We start from the raw sequence: 25,086 nt of genomic DNA, 5'->3' as shown, positions 1-25,086 counted from the left end.
CGGCAGGACCTGATGTATACAAAAGCGGACAGGGAAAGGAGGAAAGAGACATGAGCATGGAATGGATGGATTATGAGGAATACGAGAACGAAACATATGAGAATGAAAAGATAGAAGAAGCTCCAGAACTGGCAGAAAACAGTCTGGAAGAGGCGGAGTGCACGCTGGGAAGCGGCGAGATGACGGAACAGGAGCTTCTGGAGGAGCAGAGACGCCAGGAACAGCTGGAGAAGCTTTACGACGAACGCAGCTATCTGCAGAGAAAGCTGAACGCGGCAAAAGACAATCTGGAGCATTCTGAAAAAGCGCTGGAACAGCTGGAATCGAATAAAGAGCAGGGTATGGAGGGCGTGGATTCAGCTATTTCCAGACGTGAATTCCAGGTAAAGGTATACACAAAAGAAGTGGCGGATCTGGAACGGGAGATCTGGTTCCTGGATGGAAAGATAGCGCTTCTGGAGTGATTTGGCCGGTGTTTTAAAGGGGCAGAGGGATAAAAAGGATTTTATGGAGGTGAAGCAATGTCACTGGAGATTTGGGATGACGATATGGCGGAGGCCATGGAGCAGGCGGAAGGACAGCAGGAGCTGGAAGAAGGCGTGCTGATGGAGAACATCGGGGAGATGCAGCAGGAGCTGGGCGGCCTGATGGAAAGTTTTAAGGATTTTTTTGAGGGAGATGATATTTCCGGCGATCCGGAGAAGGACATGGAGAACTGGCATCACCAGACAGAGCAGAATTCCTGTGCGGTGGCCTGCCAGGAGTTCGTGGCGGAGCAGCTGCTGGACCGGGAGTTCTCCGAGCAGGAGCTGATTCAGCTGGCCACGGAGCGGGGCTGGTACGATCCGGCCACGGGAACGCCCGTAGCGGATGTAGGCAACATTCTGGAGGAGCTGGGACTGGAGGTAGAACGGCAGAATGGGGTTACCCTTGCGGAGCTGGCCGAAATGCTGGATAATGGAGAAAAGGTGATCGTAGGGGTAAACAATATGGTTCTGGCCAATCCGGCCATGGCGAACCTTCCGGGCATGTCGGCCAATCATGCCGTACAGGTCATCGGAATCGACGGCACAGATCCGGACAACATTCAGATCATTCTGAATGATCCGGGGGTGGAGAACGGGCAGGGAATCCGCCATGATCTGAGTACCTTTATGACAGCCTGGAGCACCAGCGGAAATTATACAGTGTCCGCAGATAAGGAGTAAGCTATGATGAATTCAGAAAATATTGTAAAGGAACTGATGAACCATCCCGTAATCCGGACGGAGCTGCCCATGCAGATGCTGCTGGGGCTTCCCTGTCTGGAGAAAAAGGCAGGACGGCTCTGCATGAGCTTTAAACCCCACAGGGAGGAATATCAGGACGGTAAGGTAATTTATTATCCCCAGCAGTTTGAATTGAGCTTTGTATATCCCTTTAAGAGGCTGGTCTGCTTCCGCAATCTGATGTTCGAGCGGAAAATCGATATCACAGAGCCGGTCTGCAGCGTGGAGGCTGCGTGGCTTACAGAACGGGGCGCGGAGCTGATGAAAGAGCTGTACGCCGCCTGCGACAGAGTTCTGTCCTTCCAGGAGCAGGACGGCCGGGTCTCTGATATGAGCGTAGACAAATACCAGAAGACATACCGGGAGACAGTGGAAAAGCTGGGTCTTACGGGCCTGTACGGAGGAACGGAAGCATGATCTGCGCGGCAGTTTTTGAGACGGATGAAAGAGTGAGAGATCTTCTCCGGGAATGGACGGTGGAGTATCTGATCCGGGAGAACCGGGAACTGAATCTGCTCTGGTTTACCCAGAATGTGACAGAGCAGAAGCTGGAAAAGTACGCGAAAAGAATCAGCTTCGCGCTGATTTCCCTGGACCGGGACGCAGGGCGCAGGGCAGGAGAGCTGCTGTACCGCCTCAATCCGGAATGCAGGATTGCCTATTACCGCTGGGAGCCCTGCGCTCTGGAGCCGCTTCTTCCCACCCGCCCTGCGGCCTTCTTTCTCCGAAAGGACGACAGAGGAAAGGAAGAGCTGCAGAAAATCCTGGACAGGATTCTGGAGGAACTCTCCGGCGCGGAGGACATCTTTTTCTACGAAGGGAGAAAGGGGATGTACTGCATTCCCCTTTCCCATATCCGGTATCTGCAGAGCGATCTGAAATATGTGGAGATTCATACGGCTTCCGGGGAAGGGCTGCGGCTCTTTTCCCGGTTATCGCCGCTGGAGCCCCAGCTGGACGGGCGGTTTGTGCGGATACATAAAAGCTATATTGTAAACAGCCGCTATGTGGAGACCCTGGACAAGGGGGCTCATCTGGTGCGGCTGTCAGGCGGAGAGACCCTTCCGATCTCGGACGCCTGGTACGGAAGAGCGCTGGAACGGCTGCGGGAGCTGAAAGCACAGAATAACTGACAGAGAGGGGATGGTGTTATGGCGGCGGAGCGTGTGATTGGGGTCGATTTCGGCACAAGCACCTCGGTGATCCGGGTAAAACGGTACCGCGGCGGGGAACCCGTAAGCCAGGAACGGCTGGCGGCAGAGGCCGTCGTATTCAATAACGGGATTCCCATGGTTCCGACTCTGATACAGAGGCTGGGAGAGAACGCCTATTTTGGCTGCGATGCGCAGACAGCCAAAAGGGGAGCTGTCCTGTATCACAGCTTTAAGGTGGATCTGGAAAGCCCGGACCCGGAAAAGCGGCAGAAGGCCCGGGAACTGACGCAGGAATTCCTGAAATATCTGGCGGGGGTATATAAAAGCCAGAGCGAGGGCGGCCATCTGGGAGAGGCGGACGACCGGGAACGGACGATCATCAGCTATCCGGTAAAATGGGGCAGCGGGACGAAAAAGTTCATGCTGGAAGCGGCCGGCCAGGCGGGCTTTCCCAATGTAGAGGGCATGGATGAGGCCCAGGCCGCCATCCATGCCGTGACTCTGCAGAGCGAAAGCTATCTGAAAAAAGAAGGCTATCTGAGGGAGGGACGGCCCTGTACCGTTCTTCTCATTGATATGGGCGCGGGGACGACGGACCTGGCCCTGTGCCGGTATACGCCCGGAGACAGTCCCGTGACAGAGACGCTTGTTTCCTGGCCTGTGGGAGGAAATGTGCTTTTCGGAGGCCGCGAGGCCGACGAGCTTCTGCGGGATTACGCCAGAACAAAGCTGCCTGAGGACATGGCAGAAAAGATCCTCTCAAAATGCAGCGCAGACAAGTTCAAGGCCTGGAAGGAAAACACCGTGTCGCCGGGACTTTTAAGAAATGATACGGTAGAAAATTTCCCGGATCTGGATATGATCGCAGAGCTCTATGACGTGGAGATGGAACCCTGGCATCTGACCCGGCAGACCTTCGAGGAGAAGGCAGAAGCCTACCTGAAAAAATTTCCCGCTCTCATCCGGGGCTGCATCGCCGCGTCCGGCGTAAAGGACGCGGACATCGATCTGGTGATTCTGACCGGCGGCCACAGCCAATGGTATTTTGTAAAAGAGATTCTGACCGGCAGGCTGCCCGCGGTCTGCGGCAGCCTTCTGCCTCAGATCACAGAGGACTCGAACCGCATTCTCTCTGTGACGAGACCCCAGGAGACGGTGGCGCTGGGCCTTGTCTACGCGCCGATGGATTCCTTTTCAGGCTCCCCGGCCGGCCTGGCAGACGCGGAGAACATCACAGAGAATGTGTATGTTATGGATGCGGAGGGCTTCGGAGGTGCTTCGAAGTCTGCGGCCAGTCCGGTGGTTCTGCCGGAGTCTGCAGGCAGCTCTTCCAGTCTGCCGGAGCCTGCAGCCAGCTCTTTCAGCCTGTCAGAGCTGGTGGAGAAATTCACGGCAGGACAGGATTTTGTGCATCCCGGCCGGGGTGATTTCGCAGTGAAGAACATGACCCTGCTGCGGGAATATCTGGGGATTTCAGCAGGCGAAAAGGTTTATCTGGCCTGCGACACGACGCTTCTGGGAACCTGTAAATACGGCTATGCTTTCGCGGAAAGCGGAGTCTACAGCAGAAGATACGGGGGCATGGAATTCATTTCCTGGGAGATTTTTGCAGACAGCGGTTTCCGGCCCTTTGACATCGGGGAGTTTGGAATCGGCATCGGCCCTCTCACTCTCTGCCATACAAAGACCGGGGAGCCCGGGAACGCCCTGCGGTTCATTGAGGAGCTTCAGAAGTACCTGCGGCAGAACAGGAAACAGGGATAACACAGGCTGACAGGAACGGCCGTCCGCGCAGCTTCAGGGGAATCAGGGGAAAAAGAAATATTAGAAAGCGAGTGAAAGAAAATGGCGGCAGAACGTATCATAGGAATTGATTTTGGAACAAGCACCTCTGTCGTGCGCGTAAAACGGTACAAAGACGGGATGCCTGTGGAAGGCGGAAGTGTTCTGGATACGAATTCCGTCATTTTCAACGGGACATACCCGACTGTGCCTACGCTGATTCAGCGGACCGGGGACACTGCATATTATGGTTATGACGCGCAGGTGGCGAAGAAAAAGGCTATATTGTTTCACGGCTTCAAGACAGATCTGGAGAGCCCGGATGAGAAAAGGAGACAGGAAGCCCGGGAACTGACGCAGGAATTCCTGGTTTATCTTGCGGCAGTCTACAGAGCTCAGAGCGAGGGCGGTCATCTGGGAGACGCGGACGATCAGGAGCGTACTCTGATCAGCTATCCGGTCAAATGGAGTGCGGATACAAAAAGGTTTATGGTGGAAGCGGCGGAAAAGGCGGGTTTTCCCAGGGTAGAGGGGATGGACGAGGCACAGGCGGCGATCCATGCGGTGACGCTTCAGAGCCAGGATTACCTGCAGAAAAGGGGATATTTGAAAGAAGGAAAATCCTGTACGGTTCTTTTGATTGATATGGGAGCGGGTACGACCGATCTGGTGCTCTGCCGCTACACGCCAGGGGAACGGGCAGAGACGGAGATTCTGTCCACATGGCCCGTAAGCGGTGATATCCTGTTCGGCGGCCAGGAGGTGGAAATGCTTCTGCAGGATTATATCCGGGAAAAGCTGCCGGAGGACATGGCCGGCATGGTTTTGAAGCGGTGCGGTTTCGACAAGTTCAAGACCTGGAAGGAGATGGTCGTTTCGCCGGCCCTGGCCCGAAACGAGCGGGTGGAGGGCTTTGCCGATCTGGATTTGATCACAGAACTTCTGGATCTGGAGATGGAGCCCTATGGACTGACGCGCAGTGTTTTTGAAGAAAACGCGGCAGAATATCTGAAAAAGTTTCCGGAGCTGGTGAACGGATGCGTCAATGCGGCCGGTGCCGCCGCCCGGGACATCGAGCTGGTGCTCCTGACCGGCGGCCACAGCCAGTGGTATTTTGTAAAGGAGATGCTGACAGGGAGGATGCCTGAGATCTGCGGGGAGCTGCTTCCGAAGATTGCAGAGAATCCAGAGCGGGTGATTCCTGTGACGAGGCCCCAGGAGACGGTGGCGCTGGGCCTGGTGTATACGCCTATGTCGGCAGAACTGAAACCGAATAAGAAAGAGGCTCCTTCAGTACAGGCTGAGCCGGATGAGAAAGGCGCTCTCCCGGTAAAGGCCGGGTCGGATGAGAAAGGAACTTCTTCTGCAAAGGGCGGGCCGGATTCGGAAGATATAGGGAAACGGTTTGATATTTATAGAAACCGCAGCGCCGGAAGCAGTGATATTCAGATTGCGGCTCTGGATGCAAAAGGAATACTGCAGAAGGCAGCGCTGAAAAACTACGGCTCTAAGATTGTGGAAGATACTCAGATATTGGCAGATAACTGGGACAGATACCATATGTGCAGCAGCGTTTCAGGAGAAGACGTCCCGAAGGCAGTAAAAGAAATTGCAGCGCTCAGCCGGGCCGGAGAGTTTCAGCTCAAAGGCCAGGAGCTCTGGTCAGACATTGTGAAGATCGTGAATTATGATTACGGAACTTTGATGTTGGCGCGGCCGTTTGGCCTTAAGAAAGACGGCACTGTGGTGACAGTGAAATATTATGAGAAGGACAGCCTCGGAAATCTGAGCCAGCAGCGAAAAGACAGGGGACTCTGGAATGTTATCAGTCAGTGGAAAGAAATCACAGACATTGATTATAAGAACAACTGGCTGATTGGGTGGAGAAAAGACAGATCCTGTGTGCTTCTGAATGATAACGGAGAGGAATGGAAATACGAAAATAGCCTTGCGCATGAAAAAGTACGGGCGATAGATGCCAGCCTGAGCATGGCAGCGGCCATTCTGGAAAACGGGATGGTAAAAATCATACCGTCAGGCGGGCGTTTTGCGGACAGAGAGCTCATTCGGAAACTTATTTCACAGACAGCATCCTGGGGAAATATAGAAAAGATATTCTGTCTCCAGAATACGGTGGCGGGTATCCGCAGGAATGGAACTGTGGCTATAGCCGGCAGGAGAACAGAAGAGGCAGAGAGGGAGCTGTATCAGTGGAGTGAAATTTCATCGATTGCTGTCAGCCCGGGAGGAGGCCAGATGCTTGGGCTGCGGAAGGATGGAAGAGTGGAAGGCACAGGCATTTTGAAAGAACAGATCCGGGAATGGCGGGATATTCTGGCGGTAAAGCTGTATCAGCAGGCGGGAGGTGGCAAAGAGACCCTCTGCGCAGCAGGCGTCAGAAAGAATGGTGATTTGATATATTCTATATGCGTAATCAGCTATAATAGCGGAGAAAAGAAGACAAAAGGCCTCTTTTTCCGGAAAGCAGAGCCAGTGCCGCCATCGGTCATGCGGCAAAACGGACTGATAAAATGGAAGATGCTTTAGAGCATACCAGAGATATTTTCGGAAAACTTCCCTTCTGTAGCTTAAAAATACCAGGATGTCCGCATCAGGCTTTTTGTGTGCTAAGCTTATTTCATCAGCAGACCGGAAGAGTAGGAAACCGGAAGTCTGGCTGAGCAGAGTACAATCACAGAACGCAGGGAGGGAAAGAAAAATGAGAAAAGATTTGACAGAGCTTGTATTTATTCTGGATAAGAGCGGTTCCATGCAGGGACTGGAGGCGGATACTGTCGGCGGCTACAACAGCATGCTGGAAAAGCAGAAGAAAGAGCCGGGCAGCGCCAATGTGACTACGGTGCTGTTCAGCAGCGATATCAGCCTGCTGCATGACAGAGTGCCGATTGAAGAAGTAAAGGCGCTGACGGATCGTGAATACAGGGTCGGCGGCATGACGGCTCTTCTGGATGCCATCGGAGATACGGTGAACCGGATGGCTGCCGTACAGAAAGCGCTTACAGAGGATCAGAAGGCCGGAAAGGTGATCGTGGTCATCATTACAGACGGCTATGAAAATTCCAGCAGGGAATACAGCTATGACAAGGTAAAAGGACTTCTGGAACGCCTGAAGGCAGAGCGGGACTGGGAATTCCTGTTTCTGGGAGCAAATATGGACGCGGTGAAGGAAGCCCGGCGCTTTGGCATCGGGGCAGACAGGGCGTCGTCTTATGTCAATGACAGCAAGGGAATTGCCAGAAGCTTCGGGGCAGTCGGAGGAGCAGTTTCCAGCTTGCGGAACGCGCCCGGAGGATCGGCGGTCGGCGCGGAATGGAAGAGGGAGCTCGAGAAAGATGTAAAGGAAAGAGGAGGAGACTCATGAGAACTGCTGCAGAGGAAATCAAAAGGTTCGGACCGGTAAAGGGAATTCTGCTTACAAATGAAGATATCACCCGTCTGGAGGTGGACTGCATTGTAAACGCCGCCAACAAGACCCTGCTGGGCGGAGGTGGCGTGGACGGTGCGATTCACAGGGCGGCAGGACCGGGGCTGCTGGAGGAGTGCAGGACGCTGGGCGGCTGCGATACGGGACAGGCGAAGCTCACCGGAGGCTACAGGCTTCCGGCCAGATATGTCATCCATACGGTGGGCCCTGTCTATGGGCGGGACGATGAGGGATTGCTGGCTGTCTGCTACAAAAACTGTCTGGAGCTGGCGAAGGAACATGGGATTCGTTCTATTGCCTTTCCGGCTGTCTCTACAGGAATTTACCATTTTCCGAAAAAGGAAGCGGCGGAAATTGCCGTGAGAACAGTGCAGAGATGGCTGAAGGCTAATCCGGATCAGCGGATGGAAGTGGTGTTTTCCTGCGTGGACCGGCGCGTATACGATTGTGTTCTGGAAGAACTGGAAAAGTCCGGGGCGGCAGCCGAGGACGGCCCTGCTGCTGAAGACTGACAGAGAGGAGGGAGCTTATGGGTTTTTCGCATTCTTACAGCTATGGTTTGAGGGAGAATCCGGAAATTATCTTTACCAGCGACCGGACCGGCCGGCAAAAAGCGATTACGGATAAGACAGGACGATTTGTCGGTTTCCCGGGGATCGTGAAGGAGAAAGAATGGACGTCGCATCTTACAGAAGAGGGCTGCCTGGAGCCAGTGATCCGCTACCGGACAGAATTTGGGAAATTTGACGAGCACAGCTATATCATTCGCTGGCAGGTTCAGCCAGACGGAATGTACTGGGCGGATGAGGACGGCTTCGGCATGACTCCGGATGAAGAAATCACCTTATATGCCCTGCTGGATCTGGACGGAAATTATATCGGACCCTTCCGTGTATATAAGGTGGGAATAAAACGCTATCTGGAACCGCCTGTGGTGAGAGAACCGGTAAGACCTCCGCAGCCGGCAGAGCCTCCGAAAAAATCCCGGCGGTCCTGGATAAAGGGCTGGTGGAAAAGAAGGTAAAAAAGGAAAAAGAATAGAAAAGACAGCAGGACGAGCGGCTGGCCGGTACAAGACAGGGAATATCAGCCGCTGCGGCCCTGCTTTTTTGCTCCATGCTCCGCTTGTCATTTGATTTGTTTCCGTGTAAAATAAGGACAAAAAATATACGGAGGAACCGCACATGTACCATACCATCCTGTTTGATCTGGACGGAACCCTGACAGATTCCGGTCCCGGCATCACAAATTCCGTAGCATATGCGCTGAAAAAATGGAACATAGAAGAAAAAGATATCAATGTCCTCAGAAAATTCGTAGGGCCGCCGCTGGATGCTTCCTTTGCGAAATACTACGGGTTTTCGAAGGAAAAATGCGTGCAGGCAATTCAGTATTACCGGGAGTACTATCTCACAAAGGGCATTTATGAAAATCAGGTATATGATGGGATGGAAGAGCTGCTGAAATGGCTTCGGGACACAGGCCGGCGCGCCATTGTAGCCACTTCGAAGCCGGAACCTTCCGCCATTCATGTGCTGGAATATTTTCATATGGATTCTTATTTTGATATCATCGCCGGAGCCACCATGGACGGCAGCAGGGTGGAGAAAAGCGATGTGATCCGCTATGCTCTGGACCGGGCGGGCATTCAGGATTTATCCGGAGTCGTGATGGTGGGAGACCGGGAAAACGACATCCAGGGCGCGAAGGCAAATGGCCTGGATTCCATTGGCGTGCTCTATGGCTACGGAAGCCGTGAGGAGCTTGAGGAGGCCGGAGCCATGCAGATTGCGGAGACAGTGGAAGATCTGCGCCGCTGTATCGGACAGCCTGCGCGGAAAGAATAAGGAGGCTCTGTTCTTTCCATGCCGCATTGGCGGTGCGTGCTCTGCGGCGTCTGTCACAGGCTTTGCCGGCAGCGGTCCAGAAGCTGTTCGATTTGCAGGTTCAGATTTTCGGGCATGCCGCTCCCCCTGTCAAAAGGCAGTTTTATCCAGAGATGAAGACGCCGGTATCCGCCGGTGTCTTTTTTCTGCCGCCGCTGAGTTTTTCCGGTCCCGGTTTCTCCGGATTCCGTTTCTGCAAGCTGTATCCGGACCTGGGCTTTCCGCTGTTCGAAGAGCGGGATCACGACATAATACAGGCGGTCGTCCGGAAACGAAAGGTATCCCAGTTCCAGGCCGGACTGATTTTTCAGATACAGTCTGTGATTCTGCAGCCGGGAGGGACAGAGAACTCCGCCGGCTTCCGGGACAGGAGAAAGCGGAGCCAGTTCCAGCATAGCCGGAAGATAAAAGACAGGATTTCCGCTTTTATCGCGCGTTTCCCGGCCGGAAAGCTCACGCAGAAGAGAGGTCCCGTCGATAAACTGCTGAGCCAGAAGATAGACCAGCTCTGCAAGTATTTGGGAGCGCTGCCGGCCATGGGAGAAAGAGGCGGCGTCTCTTTGGGAATCAGGCTTATGGTCGAGTTCGTCCAGCAGTTCATTTCCGCACCGGGCTATACTGAGCAGAAATAATGAAAAGTCTTCTTCTGTGGTCCACAGATATTTTCCCCGGGCGATGCAGAAACTTCCGAGAATGGTTCCTTCAGAATCTTCTGCGTAATGATAGATTTCCCGTTCTCTGTACGCATGTTCGTTGACAGGGGCGTTCCAGTTGTACCGTTTCTCCTCCGGGCCGGTTTTGCGATCGTTCCGGGCCGTTTCACGTCCTTTTTGTAAAACGGAGGTACTGCTGCCGGAAACGCTTCGCTTCAGAACAGAATAGGCTGCGGTGATCTCCTGAGCGCAGGATACGGATGGAGCGCGGGACATGGACGGTTCGCAGGAGTCCGGGTGTACCTGCAGCATAAGCTGGCGGTATCTTTTTTTTATTTCATAAAAATCTGTTCCAACGGGAATCCCAAGGCTCTGATAAGCTTCTTTTATAGTCACAGTGAATCTCCTCACAAATAGAAAGCTGTTTTTGAACGTATTGCCCTTTGGCTCACTGACGCCAGATACAGTATAGCTCACAGGATGAGGAGGGGCAATGGGGGAGATCGGAAACCAGGTCATTATTTTACATATTTTTAACCGAAACCGGGTAGCTCTTTTTTCATAGAAGGCCGTATAATAGCAGAGAAATACAGAGAATTTTGAGATTGTGTTATCAGCCGGCTGAAGAGGGAGAGAAAAGAGATGGATGTTTACGGCTTTTTATTCGGCAGATTCGCGGCGGGCCGCCGGGCCTACAGACAGAAATGTACGGTTCAGACAGTGGGATTTATCAGTGAAGTACGCCGCACAGGGAAAGTGGTACAGCATGTTCCGCAGATACTGATTCTGGTAAACGCGCTGGATGAGGAGGGAAATTATTTTCAGACTTCACTGAAGCGCCTGGTTCCGGGGCATCAGCTCCCTCTGCTCGTGCCAGGAGCGGCGGTTCCCCTCCGTTATAACCCGAAAAACAGGGCTCAGGCCGTTTTTGACAGATATCCGGACGCGGCGCGGATACAGGAACTTCTTGACAGGCACGAATACAGCAAGCATCCTGGCAGCACGCCTTTGGAGGAGCGCCGGGAGATCAACCGGAACGGAGTGGACAAAAAAGCCCTGCTGGAAAGCTTACGCCTCACCGGAAACGAGGAACGCGGCGAGCGGGAAGCAGAGATCACGATCCGCTTTTTCAGCGCGGACAGGGAAAGCTCCACAGCCAGAAGGCGGATGTATCTCAACGACAGGGTTCTGGAAAATCTCGCGGTTGGCAGATATGTGAATATCCGTATGGTGCCGGAGAAGAAGAATCTCTTTGCCTTTGTGGTTCCTGCCAATCATATCTGTCCGATGTGACAGGCGGCCGCAGAAAACGGACAGCACGCGCGGCTGTCCGTGTGAATGAATATCGGGCGAATCCATATCAGGCCCCCTGCAGGCCGGGCCGGAACCGTTACTGAGACAGGAGAACGCGTTCCAGGGCTTCGGTCTGCTTTTCTTTTGCGTTTTTCAGATCATCAAAGTCGCCCAGATCTTCCAGGCAGACAGCGGAGGCATCGACTCCTGCGTCTGGCTGTTCTGCCTGTTCCCGCAGCGTTGCGGGAATCGTGCCTTCCAGCTGTCCCCGGATGCTTTCCGCCCGGAGCAGGCAGACCTGTTCCAGAGTCTCGACCGCCAGCCGGTGGTCTTCATAAGAGCAGAAGGCAGTGGGGTCCTTTTGGACATAGGGGGCGATCAGAGCTGCTTTTTCCTGAATTGTCTTTTCAAATAAGCCGCTTTCAAAATATTCCGAAAGGAACCGGTCAAAATATGCGCGGTACAGAGCAAAATATTCGTCATTCTGCATCAGCCTGTGATACAGAGGCCGGTTCAGCATGATTTCCCCTTCTGCCGGTGTATGGATGGGATAATTGATCAGGATATCCGGGTCCTTGATCGGGTCTGTCATCCCCAGCGCATAGGTACCGAAGGCAAGATTGTAATCCCAGGGCAGGATGCTTAAGACGCCGTCCTCTTCATAGAGAAAATAGTTGTGGCCGGTGTGTCCGATATAGCTGTCCCAGTTCATGACGAAGACCTGCACGGTAAAGTAGCGGAGAACTTCGTCCACATTGACAGCTGTCTCCAGATTCTCGCCCGTGGACAGGGTTTTCAGGGCTTCGATCAGACGTTCCTTGTCTGCGCCGGAGGGCTCGAATTTTGCATTGTCGAAGATGCCGGGATAGCTGTCCGGATTGTCGTCAATGTATTTCAGCGCCACGTCGGCGTTTTCGTCATTCAGGGAGCGGTAATCCGGCTTGTAAAGAATGCCGTGGTCATTTCCGAAGTTCCTGCGGGCGAACGCCTCTTCCGGTTCTTCTATGGCCAGAAACAGTCCCCAGTCTTCTCCGTTTACCGTGACCTGAACAAAGCTGCACAGGGGCGTGGGTACACCCATGAACTCCATCATGTCATAGGTCATGCAGGTCTTCAGATAGCTGTTGTCCTGGAAAGAGGCGTCCAGAGAAAATTTGTCCAGCCCATAGTAGTTTCCGCCGTCCCGGTACTGGTCAAATTCCAGCTTAAGGCTGTAGCGGTAAAGCCCGTAGTCCTCTGTCAGGTGCAGGGAATTATTGCCTTTGGCCCGCAGGCCGACGTAGCGGAAGGTCTCTCCGTCGATGGTGACATCGCAGGATACATACTCTTCTTTTGCCGCGTTTCGGACAAAGCCGCCCCAGTCGTCAATCTGAATATCAATCGTATGCACCCGGCTGTCGTCAAAAAGTTTCGACGCATAGGCCGGCGGAGAGCCTGCCTCGGAAGGAACAGGCTCCCCGCCGGATATCAGCAGAACGATAAGCAGTATGAACAGGCTTGCCGTACAAAGGAAGAGTTTGTTGTTATGCCAGCGTTTTCTCATCTTTTCTGCCTCGTGGGAAAGAGTGGGGCGTCAGTCTGCTTTCTGCTCAGTCGTCATCGTCATCGCTGTAGTTGCTGCCGCCATCGTCATAGTTGGTGCTGCCGTAATTGGTGCTGCCGTCATCGTAGTTAGTAGTGCCGCCGTCGTCATAGTTGGTGCTGCCGTCATCGTAGTTGGTAGTGCCGCCGTCGTCATAGTTGGTGCTGCCGTAGTCGGTTACACCGTCGCTGCCCGGGCCGTAGTCGGTGTCATTGTAGTCCGTCACACCGTCGTTGTTGGGGCCGTAGTCGGTGTCGTTGTAGTCAGTCACGCCGTCGCTGCCCGGGCCGTAGTCGGTGTCGTTGTAGTCAGTCACGCCGTCGCTGCCCGGGCCGTAGTCGGTATCGTTGTAGTCCGTTACACCGTCATTGTTGGGGCCGTAGTCGGTATCGTTGTAGTCAGTCACACCGTCATTGTTGGGGCCGTAGTCGGTATCGTTGTAGTCCGTTACACCGTCATTGTTGGGGCCGTAGTCGGTGTCGTTGTAGTCAGTCACGCCGTCGTTGTTGGGGCCATAGTCAGTGTCGTCGTAGTTGGTACTGCTTGTGGAGGTCTGTGCCGGAGTTCCGGTCTGAGAACCAGTCTGAGAACCAGTCTGTGCTCCGCCTTTGTGTTCTGCCTTCAGAACCTTGCCGGTTACTGCGTCCACGTCATATTCGTACTCTACGCCGCCTGCGGTGAATTCCAGCTCAAAGATGGCAGTTCCGTCATCGTGGTCAAATTCCTTGTCGTCGAATACAGCGTCAGCCGCATTGACATCTGCCTGGGCCAGCGCGATTTCCTTTGCTTTCTCCAGAGTGATATAGGGAGAGAGCTTTTCTGCTGTGGTGTAGGTCGGGTCGTAGTCATCATCGTCAATGGTTACGATATCGGAGGTCAGCTTTAAGTTCTTCACAGCATTCTGTGTGCTGGCGCTCATGTTCTCCAGAAAGTCGTCGCTGGGAAGCACGGAACCGGGCTCAATCTGAACGACGATGTTTTTCTGATGGCCGTCGATATCCTCTACAAAGTAGCCGGCGGAATGAATTTCTGTAATCAGATTTTTGAGTACCTCGTCGCAGTTTTTGCCGATTTCATCCTGGCTGGCTTCCGCGATCTTTTTGCCGTCTTCATTTCTTCCTGTGATTGCGGTGACGACGCCTTCTTTGTCGTAATCAATCTGAATCTCCGGGTTGACGCTCAATACAAGGATTCCTGTTTCTGCCAGAGCAGTGCTTCCTGCCTCGGCGGGAGCCTCTGCCGCGATTTCCTCAGTGGATGTCTGGATACTGTTGTCTGCTGCTGTCTGCTGGCTGCCGCAGCCGGTCAGAAGGGCGGTGGAAAGAAGTGCCAGGGAAGAGACCGTTACCAAAAATGTTCTTCTAAGCTTCATAGTTTATTTCTCCTCTCGATTTAAAAAATTTTTGATTCCCGTTGTCTGTGGGAGCAGTTTTCACAGTTGAGCGTTTTTTCTATACAATGCATTGCGATTTATTTTCTAACGCTTTTCTTTTACCTTACACTTATAGATTACGGCGGCCGATCTGGAAAAACGGGGTAATCAATAAAATTTTTAAAAAAATTTTTGAAATTATAAAAAGGCAGTTTACAGGAGAGTCTGCGGGGGCCGAGTCTGCCTTTCATACATACAGGCGGACACGGACAAAGCCGCGCCCGCCTGTATGTGGAAGCAAGGGAAAGGTATCTCAGTCGTCATCATCATCGTCATCATCGCCGTCGTTATCATCGCTGTCATCGTCGTCACTGTCGCTGTAGCTGTAGCTGCTGCCTCCGTCATCATAATTCGAATCCCCGTAATTTGAGCTGTCGGAAGCGGGAGCCTCTGGTACGGATTCTGCCGGAGCCGTATAGTCGGTGACACCGTCGTTATTGGGGCCGTAATCGGTGTCGTCATAATTGGTGACGCCGTCGTTATTGGGGCCGTAGTCGGTATCATTGTAATCGGTGACGCCGTCGTTATTGGGGCCGTAATCGGTATCATTGTAATCGGTGACGCCGTCGTTATTGGGGCCGTAATCCGTGTCATTGTAATCGGTGACGCCGTCGCTGCCCGGACCGTAATCCGTATCGTCCGCGGCCGGCGCGGCTGTTTCCGGCGCAGGCTGGGTGCTCTGGGTACTCTCGGTTTCTCCTGTCTGATAATTTGTAATTTCAACAGTGATTGTGAACTGGTTTTCCAGATATTTCAGCACCTCTGTCTGCAGTTCCTCGCCGTATTTCTGGATCAGGGCATCATCCGGAGCGTCGATAGAGAAGGAGATTTGCCCTCCTTCGGACAGAAAGCCCATTTCAATGGCCCGGTCAATCAGCTCATCTGTCACAGTAATTTTGTCTTTGCCTTTTCCGTCATAGCCTTCCAGCAGAGTTTTACCGTCTTCGTTGATTCCCTCCAGCCGGGTGACGCTGCCCTTACGGTTCAGGTCCATCTGAATCTCCGGGTTGATGGTAAGATAGATGGAAGAGTAGGAGACAACGTTATTCTGATAATAATTGAAACCAATCAGCAGCAGGAAGCAGGCTGCCGCCGTAGCCATACCGCTGCGGGCCCAGCGCATCAGATTCCGCTGTTTCGCAGGTTCTTCTTGCATCAGAACCGGATCGTGTACGATTTGTCCTGTTTTATAATGAAGGTTGGCCGCTTTCAGAAAACGGCCTTCTTCGTCCAGAAGGACTGCATAGCTGGGGTGGCATTCCATAACCATATAATTCATCACACTGCCACTCCTTTCATTACCTGTGTTAAATGTCCGCGTATAATTTCGTATCCGTTGGTATAGACCAGCAAAAGAGCGACCATGTACTTCCTGTGGCGTTCCAGCGTTTTGCGCTCCGTGCCGCTGCCCTCGCAGAGGCGGGCGATGGGAAGGCGCTTTGTCTGAAGGAGCTCTTCCAGAAGCTCGGGATGTTCTTTGGCGTACCAGAGCGCTTTCCGGCAGGCCAGAAGCGTCCTCTGCTGCTTCGGGCAGTTCTCCGCCACATCTGTCAGGCTGACGCCGAACTCCTGCATCTGTCTGGTAAGTTCCTCGATTTCCGTTCGTGTGGCTTCCCGGATGACGAGATTCTCGTTGTGATCGGCCTCGTCCGCGATCGTATCTCCCAGCGGCGTGTCTTCTTCGCCTGCGGGAGTGTCCAGAGAAATGACATTGCTGTGCTTCTGTTCTCTCCGGTGATAATCGATCAGACGGCTTTTGATCAGCATGGCCGCGTATTTCAGAAATGCGCCGCGGGAACGGGAGTATCCGCGGATGGCTTCGTGAAAAGCGATCATGGCGATACTCAGTTCATCGTCGTGTCCTTCCATGGGCGGGCGTTTGAGAAATTTTGCGGTTTCTGCCTTGATAAACGGCATATAGGTTCCGATCAGCCGGTCGGCCGCCTCCATGTCTTCTTTTGCTGCATATACCTGTTGGATGATTTTATGTTCATCATTCATACAACAGTTTCCCCCTGTATATAGAATACGGCCGGTTCTTCTGAAAACCGGGGCCGCTGCATAATAAATTTCTGCTTTGGATCAACAAAGGCACACACGCTTTTTAGAGCTGTGTGTGTCGATGCCTCTGAAGCAGCCTGCAATTAACTTTATTATACAGGATATCGGAAAGAACTGGAACCGGATAATATTAAGAATAGGTGAAAAACAGGTAAAATTTACGTAAAACACATCCCCGCCGGGAAGTCTGTCTCAGAGACAGGAGATATCCTGGCGGGGATGTCATGCGGCATAAGCAGCCTGCGGGTCTTACAGATGCCAGATGTCGCGGTTGTATTCTTCAATCGTCCTGTCAGAAGAGAAGAAACCGGCTTTGGCGATATTGACCAGGGCTTTCTTTGCCCAGGCCTTCCGGTCGGTCCATGCCTGAAGCGCCCGCTCCTTCGTCTCCTTATAGGAATCGAAGTCCAGAAGGGTCATAAACCAGTCTTTTCCGATCAGCTCATTCTGCAGCCTCTCCAGATTTTCCCGGCAGCCGATTTTCAGCATTTCCTCTCCTGTCATAAAGTCGACGGCAGCCTTGATGGCCGGATTCTGTTCGTAATAGTCTCTGGCCACGTAGTCGGCTTTCGCGTAGTGGCTGATGACCTCGTCGCTGGAAGCGCCGAATACAAAGATGTTATCGTCGCCGACGCACTCATGGATTTCCACATTCGCTCCGTCCTCTGTGCCGAGGGTGACGGCTCCGTTCAGCATGAATTTCATGTTTCCGGTACCGCTGGCCTCTTTGGAGGCGAGAGAAATCTGCTCGGAGATATCGCAGGCAGGGATCAGCTTTTCGGCCATCGTCACATTGTAGTTTTCCACCATGACGACTTTGAGCCAGGGGCTGACCTCCGGATCGTTGTTTATGATCTCCTGCAGGCACAGGATCAGATGAATGATATCCTTGGCAATCACATAGGCGGGAGCGGCTTTCGCCCCGAAAATCGCCGTGACGGGAGCGGCAGGAATCTTGCCGGCCTTGATTTCCAGGTACTTGTCAATGATGTAGAGGGCGTTCAGCTGCTGGCGCTTATACTCATGGAGACGTTTGATCTGGATATCAAAGATGGTATCCGGGCTGATTTCCAGCTTCTGTGTTTCTTTCAGGTATGTGCTCAGAGCCTCCTTGTTTTTCTGCTTGATTTCCAGAAGCTTTTCGAGCACCGTTTCGTCCTCCTGGTACGCGAGCAGCTTTTCCAGCTCGGACGCGTCCTTTTTGTAGCCTTCCCCGATAGTTTCATCCAGAAATTCTGTCAGGAGCGGATTGCAGTGGAGAAGCCAGCGGCGGAAGGTGATTCCGTTCGTCTTGTTGTTGAACTTCTCCGGGTAGAGCCGGTAAAAGTTGTGAAGCTCTGAATTTTTCAGAATCTCGGTGTGCAGGGCGGCTACGCCGTTTACGCTGAAGCTGTAGTGGATGTCGATATGCGCCATATGGACGGTGTCGTTCCGGTCGATGATGGCTGTGCTTTCATCGTCAAATTTTCTTCTTACTCTGTCGTCCAGCACCTCGATGATCGGCACAAGCTGGGGTACGACTTTCTTAAGATAAGCGATGGGCCATTTCTCAAGAGCCTCCGCAAGAATCGTATGGTTGGTGTAGGCGCAGGTTCTGGATACCACGTCGATGGCTGTGTCCATATCCAGGCCGCGGGCTGTGAGCAGGCGGATCAGCTCCGGAATCACCATGGTCGGGTGCGTGTCGTTGATCTGGATCACCGCGTAGTCAGGGAGATCATAGAGCTGGCATCCCCTGGCCACGCACTCATCCAGGATGAGCTGAGCGCCGCTGCTGACCATGAAATACTGCTGGTAAATGCGCAGAAGCCGCCCCTGTTCGTCGCTGTCGTCCGGATAGAGGAAGAGAGTCAGGTTCTTTTCAATGTCTTCCTTATTAAAATTGATTCCGTCCGCTGCAATGGAATCATCTACGGAATCCAGATCAAAAAGGTGAAGGCGGTTGGTACGGTTATGGTAGCCTGTCACCTCGATATCATACATTCTCGCAGTGACCTTCAGACCGCCGAATTCCACGGGATAGGTCACGTCAGTCCGGTTCAGCCAGGACTGATCTTCGATCCAGGGGTTCGGCGTCTCCTTCTGGAGGTGATTCTCAAATACCTGCTTAAAAAGTCCCAGATGGTAGTTCAGTCCGATTCCGTCTCCGGCCAGGCCCAGCGTGGCGATGGAATCCAGGAAGCAGGCGGCCAGACGTCCCAGCCCGCCGTTTCCCAGGGAGGGTTCCGGCTCAAGCTCTTCGATCTGGCACAGATCCTTTCCGTTATCCTTCAGAATCTTCTTTACCTCTCCGTAAATACCGAGATTAATCAGATTGTTGGAGAGCAGCTTTCCGATCAGAAATTCTGCCGAAATGTAATAAACTTTCTTTTTTCCATCCAACCGTTCTCTGTCTGCCGCCATTTCCTGAACAAGAGACAGGAGAGCGGAATAGAGTTCTCTGTTTTCAGCCTGAGAGACAGGCTTTCCAAGGGAATGCTCCAGTTTCTTCTGAATATCCATGGCAAATCTCCTTTCAAAATGTGTACGAACTTTCTATGCTCTATTCTAATCAGAGATTCCCCGAATTTCTTGCAAAATACGGTTCTGTTATTGTACAATACTATCATCTGAAGGAAGGAGACAGGTCTGTGAATCTCAGTGAATACCAGAATTACCATGAAGCGAAATCCCATACGTCGGCCGATTTTCCCTACAATACCTACCTCTGTTCCATACCGCTTGATTTTACTCAGGTGCCGCTGCACTGGCATGAAGAACTTGAGATGGTGGTTATTCAGAAAGGAGAGGGGACGATTTCTGTAGACTTTGACAGGCAGGCTGTCAGAGCCGGAGATATGGTCTTTATCCGGCCGGGACAGCTCCACTCCATCGAACAGAGCGGAACGAAGAAAATGGAGTACGAAAATATCATTCTGAAGAAAGAACTTCTCATTTCCGGAGAGGGGGATCTGTGTGCGGAGCGGTTTATCGGACCGCTGATGCGGGGAGAGCTTGGATGCGCCTCCTTTATCACGCCGGCCTTTTCCGGTTTTCTGGAGCTTTCAGACTGCATCAGCCGCATAGACCGGCTCTGCGAAAAGCGCCCGGAAGGGTATCAGCTGGCGGTAAAAGGGCTTCTGTTCCAGTTCCTGTTTCTTCTGATTTTCTACCGGCAGGAGAATCAGGCGCCGGTGTATCAGTCCCGGCCGCTGGAAAAGATCAAAACGATTCTGAAATATGTGGAGGAGCATTATGCCGATCGTATCACCATAGACGATATGGCGGCGCTGACCTTTTACAGCAAGTCTCATTTCATGAAATTTTTCAGGACGCATATGGGGATCAGTTTTATCGAGTATCTGAATGATTACCGTCTTACGATTGCGGAGCGTCTTCTTAAGACCTCGGACGCTTCCATTCTGGAGATTGCGCAGATGAGCGGCTTTGACAATCTGTCCTATTTCAACCGCCTGTTTAAGCGGAAATACGGTCAGTCTCCGGGCAGGCAGCGCCGGCTTTACGGGAGCGGCGGAGACGCCCGGAGATACTGAATCAGGTTCTTTCCTTCTTGTTCCACACGCGTCCCAGAATATCCTTCAGTACCAGAAGGGCATCCAGATCGTTGTAGCCGTATTCTATTTTGAGCTGCCCCAGAAGTTTCTGAAGTTCACGCCCGTATTTTTCCACGTCCACGGTCTGCCGGTAAACGCCGAGAACCGGATATTTTTTGCTCCAGGCTTTCGTCCAGTCGATTTTCTTCTGGGTCTCCTCGCTTGTGTTTTCGATTACCCGTTCGATTTCTTTTACGTCGATATCGAAATCGATGAGCTCGTCAAGAGACAGGTGGTACAGGACCGCCAGTCTTTTGGCCTGGCGGATATCAGGAAGCGTCTCGTCAAGTTCCCACTTGGAGATGGTCTGGCGGCTGACTCCCAGCTTTGCAGCCACATCCTCCTGAGACAGGCCGCTCTTCTTCCGCGCGTTGTATAAATGATTTCCCAATGTCATATGTTTTCCTCCGCAATGTTTTCTCAGATAAAATGGATTCCATTCTGAACAGTTAGATTATAGGAAAGTTCCGGGAAAAAGTCTGCCGGTGTGAAACGGCATTTCCGCCCGTTTTCCTTCCAATTTTCCGCCGTTATTCTGCGCGGCTTTCTGACAGAGCAGTTCCGGGTTCGGAGCGCAGCTCAGCCGGGGGCTTTCTCCTGAAATTCTTTGCGGAGAACCTCTTTCGGAGGCTCGATTTCGTCTGCAAGGCTGTGCTCCGTCAGCTCCGACAAAAGCATTATCTTTTTATTCAGCATGGGCCGCAGGCAGTTTGGCACATGTTCCTGGTGGGCTCTGTGAATTGCCACGCATTCTTTGCAGTTCCCGTGATAGCGGCAGGCTTTTTTACAGGGGCAGTGGTCCTTGTCCTTGTATTCCTCCCGGAATTCTGCCGCGAATTCTTCCTGCAGCCGGAGCCCTTCCGGCCGGTTTCCCTTGTGAAATTCCTTCATGGCAGCAAGTTCTTTTGGATTGTTTTCAATCATCATATGCAGTCCCTCCATTTTCATCCATATGCCGGCGGCCGTAAACAGTCAGAAAATACCGTGATTGTATTTGAACTGGCCGTACAGCATAAAGCCAAGGCCGATGACGGCGCCGGCAACGGTGATATAATACAGCCCTTCCGCTTCAAAAAATATCTGCAGGATGGCGGTGAGCATCAGGGCCGCGCCCATAATGACGGTTCCCGTTCCCATGGCTTTCCCATATGCAGGCACGTCTTCAGGCAGCACCTTCCGCCGGTTGTACCAGTGGATAGAAGAAATATTTCCTTTGATGTTGAAGCAGCCCAGAACGAGAAAAATAGCTCCCAGGGCAAGCATGGGGATATAGTCCATAGTAAGCTCTCCTTAAAAATATTTAAAAATGCTGGTGAAAATGCCGCTGCTATGCCAGATCCAGCTTCATAAAAATCGTGTTTTCTACCGGGCTGTCATTGTAGCAGGGGATCTCGTAGAATCCAAAGCCCCGGTAGAGGGAGACCGCATGCTCCAGAAAGGGCAGCGTATCCAGAAGCATGTGGGAGTAGCCGATTTCCCGCGCGCTTTCCACCAGTTTTTCGATGAGCTTCCGGCCCAGGTGTCTTCCGCGAAACGCGGGACGCACGAAGAAGCGCTTCATCTCGCAGTCCTCTTCCGACAGCTTTCGGAGGGCAATGCATCCGGCGGGCTCTCCGCCGCAGTATGCCAGATAAAGTCTGCCTTGGGGCAGCCCGTATTTTTTATCCAGATGCAGCAGCTCGTCTTCGTAATTCTGGATGGCCAGATAATTCCGGACGGAAGGGTCGTGGGCGGCCAGCATGTCCGTATATTCCGAGAAAAGCCGGACGGCGGCTTCTTTTTGTTCCGCCTCAAGCGCGGGAATAATCTCTATTTGCATGTCTGAATGCATGTCTAAAGTTCACCTTCTTTTTCGTGTGCAGGCATTGTCAGTCTTCCGCGGGGACTGGTGGCGCCGCTTTCTCCGGCAAGCCTTTCCAGGGTGCTGCCAGTGATTCGGTATACCGTCCAGTCTTCCATGGGCTCCGCGCCCAGAGAAAGGTAAAAATCAATGCTGGGCCGATTCCAGTCCAGGCACCACCATTCCAGACGGCCGCAGCCCCGTTCCACTGCGATTGCGGCAAGCTTCTGGAGAATAGCTTTTCCAAAACCGTGTCCCCGGTAATCGGGCATTACGTAGAGATCTTCCAGATAGATTCCGGCTCTGCCCAGAAATGTAGAGAAATTGTGGAAGAAAAGTGCAAAGCCGATTTCCTTTTCTTCAACGACGGCAAAGAGAACTTCGGCTTTCTGCTTATCAAAAATCCATTCCTCCAGCAGGGATTCTGTGGCGGTTACCTGATCTTCCATTTTTTCATAGCGTGCCAGATCCCGGATAAAACGGAGAATCAAAGTGGTATCTTTCCGTTCTGCGAAGCGGAATGTAAGTGTCGTATCAGTCATCAGTCGTTCTTCCTTTCCTGATGACATTGTAGTGTATTTTGCAGGGAAAAGCAATTCTTAATGATAAATTGGAGCGGACAGAGATCACGGAAAGATCCCGGCATGTATGAAATTCCCTGTTCTGGAAGGAATATCAGTGTTTACATAAAATGTATTCCGATGGTAGCATGGGGAAGGCGAAGCGGCTGACGGACGGAGCGGCTGAATACTTTAATGACAGAGATGAAAAGGAAGTGAAAAATGAGGAAAGCAGGAATGGAGAACATCAAAAAGCTTCTGGCTGTGTGGGGCGCCGCAGCCGTTTTCTTTCTGGGAGGAATAGAAGCAGGGGCGGCAGGCATGGGAAAACTGGGGATGGTATCCAGCGAAACAACGGTTCGGAAAGGGCAGGAGACGGAATTTCGGATTTCACTGGAAGCATATGAAGGCATAAGCAGAGGTATCAACGCGTTTATGGGGACATTGGTTTACGATACCGAAGTGTTTCAGACAGTATCACAGGAAGATTTTGCAGTGCTCAATTCCTGGGAAAATCTTTATTATAATCCTGATAACGGAAAATTCGTGCTGATAAAGAGAGCCGGAAGCTTCGGAGGGGAGGAGACATTTTTAGTGAAGCTTACGGCGAAGGAGACGATACCGGCAGGAGAAGTGTCTGTGACGGTGAAAGATGCCTCTGTCTCAGAGGGCAGCGCAGACCTGTTTCCGGCGGAGGCTTCGGTAAGGCTGGAGGCTGTCCCGGAAGAAACAGATGCTTCCACAGGCGGCTCCGACAATGGAGATAAGGAAAACAGCGGAAGCAGTCAAGACAATGGCGATAAGGGAGACAGCGGAAGCAGCTGGGATAATGGAGAGAATGAAAACGGTGGCAGCAATGCGTTCCACCTGACGAACAGCGCTCATACAGGCGACAGCACACGCGTCCTGTCCTATCTGGCGCTGGCACTGGCCGCTGCCGCGGCATTGGCGGCCGCAGCCTGGATGGCGGTCCGGAAAAAAGGAAAAGGGTATGCCGGCTACGAAAAGCTGCCGGCAGTGGCTGCGGGAGTGATAACGGCAGGGCTGACAGCAGCTCTCCTTTGCGGAAATATCTATGCCGCCGGAAATAAAGGGGAGCTGAATGGAGACGGACAGACAGATTATCAGGACGCGGCGCTTTTGAAAAAGCATCTGACAGGGCTGGAGCTTCTGTCCGGAAAGGAGTACGAGAAGGCGGATTTGAATTCAGACGGGGCTCTCACCATCACAGATCTGTCTCTGCTGGTTTATAAAATAGAAGAGGCTGCTTCTCTCAGCGGGATTGAGCTGAAGAATGTGACAGAGAACAGGCTTTATTACAGAAATGAAGCGGGGAATACAGAAGAGATACAGGTCCTGGATATTACGGCGGGGCTGCCGGAGAATACGGAAAATTATTATGCTGTGATTGAGATGGAAGGCCTGCCTGACCTTTACGCAGGAATCAGGGGATTCCGGCAGGACCCGGATACGGGAATCCTGCGGGCAGTTCTGGATCAGGAGGATCTGGTCTTCTACCACCCGGACGGAACGAAGGAAGAGGAATATGCGTTTCCACTGGCCTGGAGAGATGAAGATGGGGATCATACGCTGGTCGCAAGCGCCCGAGAGCTTTTCCAGAAGATGGCCGCGAATCCGGGAGAACACTATGAGCTTACAGAGGACCTGGACGCTTCCGGCATCTCTGACGCAGCCGCGGCTGTGGCGGGCGCCTTTACCGGGGAACTGGATGGAAACGGATATCGGATTCTGAATCTGAAGACTTCCCTGTTTGATACTCTGAATCAGGCCCGCGTGCATGACCTGGTCATTGAAAGAGCGGCTGTCACAGCGCAGAGAAGAGGAATCCTTGCCAATGCGGTGAACAATCAGACGGTGATCGAAAGAGTGTTTGTTGTAGATTCTTCCATATCCAATGGAGTGGATGGGTTGGGAGCGTTCACGGGAGAACTGAACAATTCAGTCATCCGGGAAAGCGCTTCCATCGATGTGTCGGTGAAGGGGCTGGTGGCAGCAGGAGGAATTGCCGGCAAGACGGCAGGCTCTGATACGGTCATTGAAAACTGTTATGTGACAGGAAAAGTGCAGGGGACTTACGAACACTGGAATCTGGGTTCCAGAGTGGGAGGCATCACCGGATGGCACGGAGGAGGAACCATCCGGCAGTGCTTTACGCAGGTACGGCTGATCGCGCCGGCGCGGAAGGGTAATGGCGGACTGATTGGCGGTCCGAATACGGGAAGCCCCAGGATTAAGAACTGTCTGAGCATGAGTACAGGCGCCGGATACCGGATTGCCGGTTTTGCAGTGCTTGATAACGCGGAAAATGTGTACGAATACAGGGGCTCGGACAGCATGACCAATGTTACAGAGGCAAACCGGGAGCAGATAAAAGAGACAGACCGCATTAATGACAGAGCTTAGTGTGAAAGAAAGTAGAGGCCAGCCGAAAAATGGCGCACTGAAACAAGCTATTGAAAAATAGCCATTTGAAACAAGGTTGATTTTGTTGAGATATGCTAAGAAGCAAGCAAGGG

24 protein-coding genes are annotated in these 25,086 nt (G+C 52.6%); 13 read left to right on the top strand and 11 right to left on the bottom strand.

From position 1 onward, the window contains the following. Positions 1–50: 50 nt before the first annotated feature. From B5E82_RS05655 to B5E82_RS05610, 10 genes are all read left to right on the top strand, one after another. On the top strand, positions 51–464 hold the full coding sequence (locus tag B5E82_RS05655; protein WP_087306603.1) for a hypothetical protein: 414 nt from the start codon (positions 51–53) through the stop codon (positions 462–464). A 57-nt stretch (positions 465–521) separates the two neighbouring features. Beyond that, positions 522–1,208, top strand: coding sequence for a C39 family peptidase (locus tag B5E82_RS05650; protein ID WP_087164575.1), 687 nt, complete (start codon positions 522–524; stop codon positions 1,206–1,208). 3 nt (positions 1,209–1,211) lie between these two features. Then, positions 1,212–1,685 carry a hypothetical protein gene (locus tag B5E82_RS05645; protein WP_140393093.1) on the top strand — a complete coding sequence of 158 codons (474 nt, stop codon included), beginning with the start codon at positions 1,212–1,214 and terminating at the stop codon, positions 1,683–1,685. Next, positions 1,682–2,401, top strand: a complete 720-nt coding sequence (locus B5E82_RS05640) for a LytR/AlgR family response regulator transcription factor (RefSeq protein WP_087306602.1) — start codon at positions 1,682–1,684, stop codon at positions 2,399–2,401. Before B5E82_RS05645 ends, B5E82_RS05640 begins: the two co-directional genes overlap by 4 nt. 18 nt (positions 2,402–2,419) lie before the next feature. After that, the gene (locus B5E82_RS05635; RefSeq protein ID WP_087306601.1) at positions 2,420–4,186 is read left to right on the top strand and encodes an Hsp70 family protein; all 1,767 of its coding nucleotides are present in this window, start codon (positions 2,420–2,422) and stop codon (positions 4,184–4,186) included. An 81-nt stretch (positions 4,187–4,267) separates the two neighbouring features. Next, positions 4,268–6,751, top strand: coding sequence for an Hsp70 family protein (locus B5E82_RS05630; RefSeq protein ID WP_087306600.1), 2,484 nt, complete (start codon positions 4,268–4,270; stop codon positions 6,749–6,751). A 172-nt stretch (positions 6,752–6,923) separates the two neighbouring features. Beyond that, positions 6,924–7,586 carry a vWA domain-containing protein gene (locus tag B5E82_RS05625; RefSeq protein ID WP_087306599.1) on the top strand — a complete coding sequence of 221 codons (663 nt, stop codon included), beginning with the start codon at positions 6,924–6,926 and terminating at the stop codon, positions 7,584–7,586. Further along, on the top strand, positions 7,583–8,161 hold the full coding sequence (locus tag B5E82_RS05620) for an O-acetyl-ADP-ribose deacetylase (protein WP_087306598.1): 579 nt from the start codon (positions 7,583–7,585) through the stop codon (positions 8,159–8,161). The genes B5E82_RS05625 and B5E82_RS05620 overlap by 4 nt, the downstream gene beginning before the upstream one ends. Before the next feature lie 17 nt (positions 8,162–8,178). After that, positions 8,179–8,673, top strand: coding sequence for a hypothetical protein (locus B5E82_RS05615; protein ID WP_087306597.1), 495 nt, complete (start codon positions 8,179–8,181; stop codon positions 8,671–8,673). Between the two features lie 160 nt (positions 8,674–8,833). Then, positions 8,834–9,496: an HAD family hydrolase gene (locus B5E82_RS05610; protein ID WP_087306596.1), complete on the top strand. Its 663-nt coding sequence runs from the start codon at positions 8,834–8,836 to the stop codon at positions 9,494–9,496. A gap of 53 nt (positions 9,497–9,549) precedes the next feature. On the opposite strand, the gene B5E82_RS05605 is transcribed toward B5E82_RS05610, so the two are convergent. Beyond that, positions 9,550–10,584 (bottom strand): J domain-containing protein, encoded by a 1,035-nt coding sequence (locus B5E82_RS05605; RefSeq protein WP_162610715.1) that lies wholly within the window; start codon positions 10,582–10,584, stop codon positions 9,550–9,552. A 246-nt stretch (positions 10,585–10,830) separates the two neighbouring features. Here B5E82_RS05605 and B5E82_RS05600 point away from each other — a divergent pair, with 246 nt between their 5' ends. Next, complete coding sequence (locus B5E82_RS05600) at positions 10,831–11,481, top strand: hypothetical protein (protein WP_087306594.1); 651 nt, start codon at positions 10,831–10,833, stop codon at positions 11,479–11,481. A gap of 97 nt (positions 11,482–11,578) precedes the next feature. Here the strand turns inward: B5E82_RS05600 and B5E82_RS05595 are convergent, their stop codons facing one another. The 5 genes from B5E82_RS05595 to B5E82_RS05575 form a co-directional block, all read right to left on the bottom strand. Continuing rightward, positions 11,579–13,024 (bottom strand): CotH kinase family protein, encoded by a 1,446-nt coding sequence (locus tag B5E82_RS05595; RefSeq protein WP_087306593.1) that lies wholly within the window; start codon positions 13,022–13,024, stop codon positions 11,579–11,581. Positions 13,025–13,070: 46 nt separating this feature from the next. Continuing rightward, a complete protein-coding gene (locus tag B5E82_RS05590; protein ID WP_087306592.1) occupies positions 13,071–14,435 on the bottom strand; it encodes a PepSY domain-containing protein in 1,365 nt (454 codons plus the stop codon). Between the two features lie 313 nt (positions 14,436–14,748). Further along, positions 14,749–15,774: an anti-sigma-I factor RsgI family protein gene (locus tag B5E82_RS05585; RefSeq protein ID WP_087306591.1), complete on the bottom strand. Its 1,026-nt coding sequence runs from the start codon at positions 15,772–15,774 to the stop codon at positions 14,749–14,751. Continuing rightward, the gene (locus tag B5E82_RS05580) at positions 15,774–16,496 is read right to left on the bottom strand and encodes a sigma-70 family RNA polymerase sigma factor (RefSeq protein ID WP_087306590.1); all 723 of its coding nucleotides are present in this window, start codon (positions 16,494–16,496) and stop codon (positions 15,774–15,776) included. Before B5E82_RS05580 ends, B5E82_RS05585 begins: the two co-directional genes overlap by 1 nt. Before the next feature lie 309 nt (positions 16,497–16,805). Then, on the bottom strand, positions 16,806–19,058 hold the full coding sequence (locus B5E82_RS05575; protein ID WP_087306589.1) for a glycogen/starch/alpha-glucan phosphorylase: 2,253 nt from the start codon (positions 19,056–19,058) through the stop codon (positions 16,806–16,808). 128 nt (positions 19,059–19,186) lie between these two features. On the opposite strand from B5E82_RS05575, the gene B5E82_RS05570 reads away from it, so the two are divergent. Further along, the gene (locus B5E82_RS05570) at positions 19,187–20,089 is read left to right on the top strand and encodes a helix-turn-helix transcriptional regulator (RefSeq protein ID WP_087306588.1); all 903 of its coding nucleotides are present in this window, start codon (positions 19,187–19,189) and stop codon (positions 20,087–20,089) included. A 1-nt stretch (position 20,090) separates the two neighbouring features. On the opposite strand, the gene B5E82_RS05565 is transcribed toward B5E82_RS05570, so the two are convergent. The 5 genes from B5E82_RS05565 to B5E82_RS05545 form a co-directional block, all read right to left on the bottom strand. Beyond that, entirely contained in the window at positions 20,091–20,546 is a 456-nt protein-coding gene (locus B5E82_RS05565) for a helix-turn-helix transcriptional regulator (protein WP_087306587.1), read from the bottom strand. A gap of 182 nt (positions 20,547–20,728) precedes the next feature. Then, entirely contained in the window at positions 20,729–21,076 is a 348-nt protein-coding gene (locus B5E82_RS05560; RefSeq protein ID WP_087306586.1) for an LPS biosynthesis protein, read from the bottom strand. Positions 21,077–21,121: 45 nt separating this feature from the next. Beyond that, positions 21,122–21,427, bottom strand: a complete 306-nt coding sequence (locus B5E82_RS05555) for a hypothetical protein (protein ID WP_087306585.1) — start codon at positions 21,425–21,427, stop codon at positions 21,122–21,124. 49 nt (positions 21,428–21,476) lie between these two features. Beyond that, positions 21,477–21,980, bottom strand: coding sequence for a GNAT family N-acetyltransferase (locus B5E82_RS05550; protein ID WP_330398280.1), 504 nt, complete (start codon positions 21,978–21,980; stop codon positions 21,477–21,479). Positions 21,981–21,982: 2 nt separating this feature from the next. Continuing rightward, positions 21,983–22,531 carry a GNAT family N-acetyltransferase gene (locus B5E82_RS05545; protein ID WP_087306584.1) on the bottom strand — a complete coding sequence of 183 codons (549 nt, stop codon included), beginning with the start codon at positions 22,529–22,531 and terminating at the stop codon, positions 21,983–21,985. 240 nt (positions 22,532–22,771) lie between these two features. Between B5E82_RS05545 and B5E82_RS05540 the strand changes: the two genes are divergently transcribed. Then, a complete protein-coding gene (locus B5E82_RS05540) occupies positions 22,772–24,973 on the top strand; it encodes a ZmpA/ZmpB/ZmpC family metallo-endopeptidase-related protein (protein ID WP_087306583.1) in 2,202 nt (733 codons plus the stop codon). The last annotated feature ends 113 nt before the right edge of the window (positions 24,974–25,086 follow it).

Origin of the sequence: Lachnoclostridium sp. An138, assembly GCF_002160765.1 — a bacterium.
Classification (GTDB): Bacteria; Bacillota; Clostridia; order Lachnospirales; family Lachnospiraceae; genus Laedolimicola; species Laedolimicola faecalis.
The sequence above is the reverse complement of the archived record's forward strand: the minus strand, read 5'-3'. Positions and strand labels throughout refer to the sequence as shown.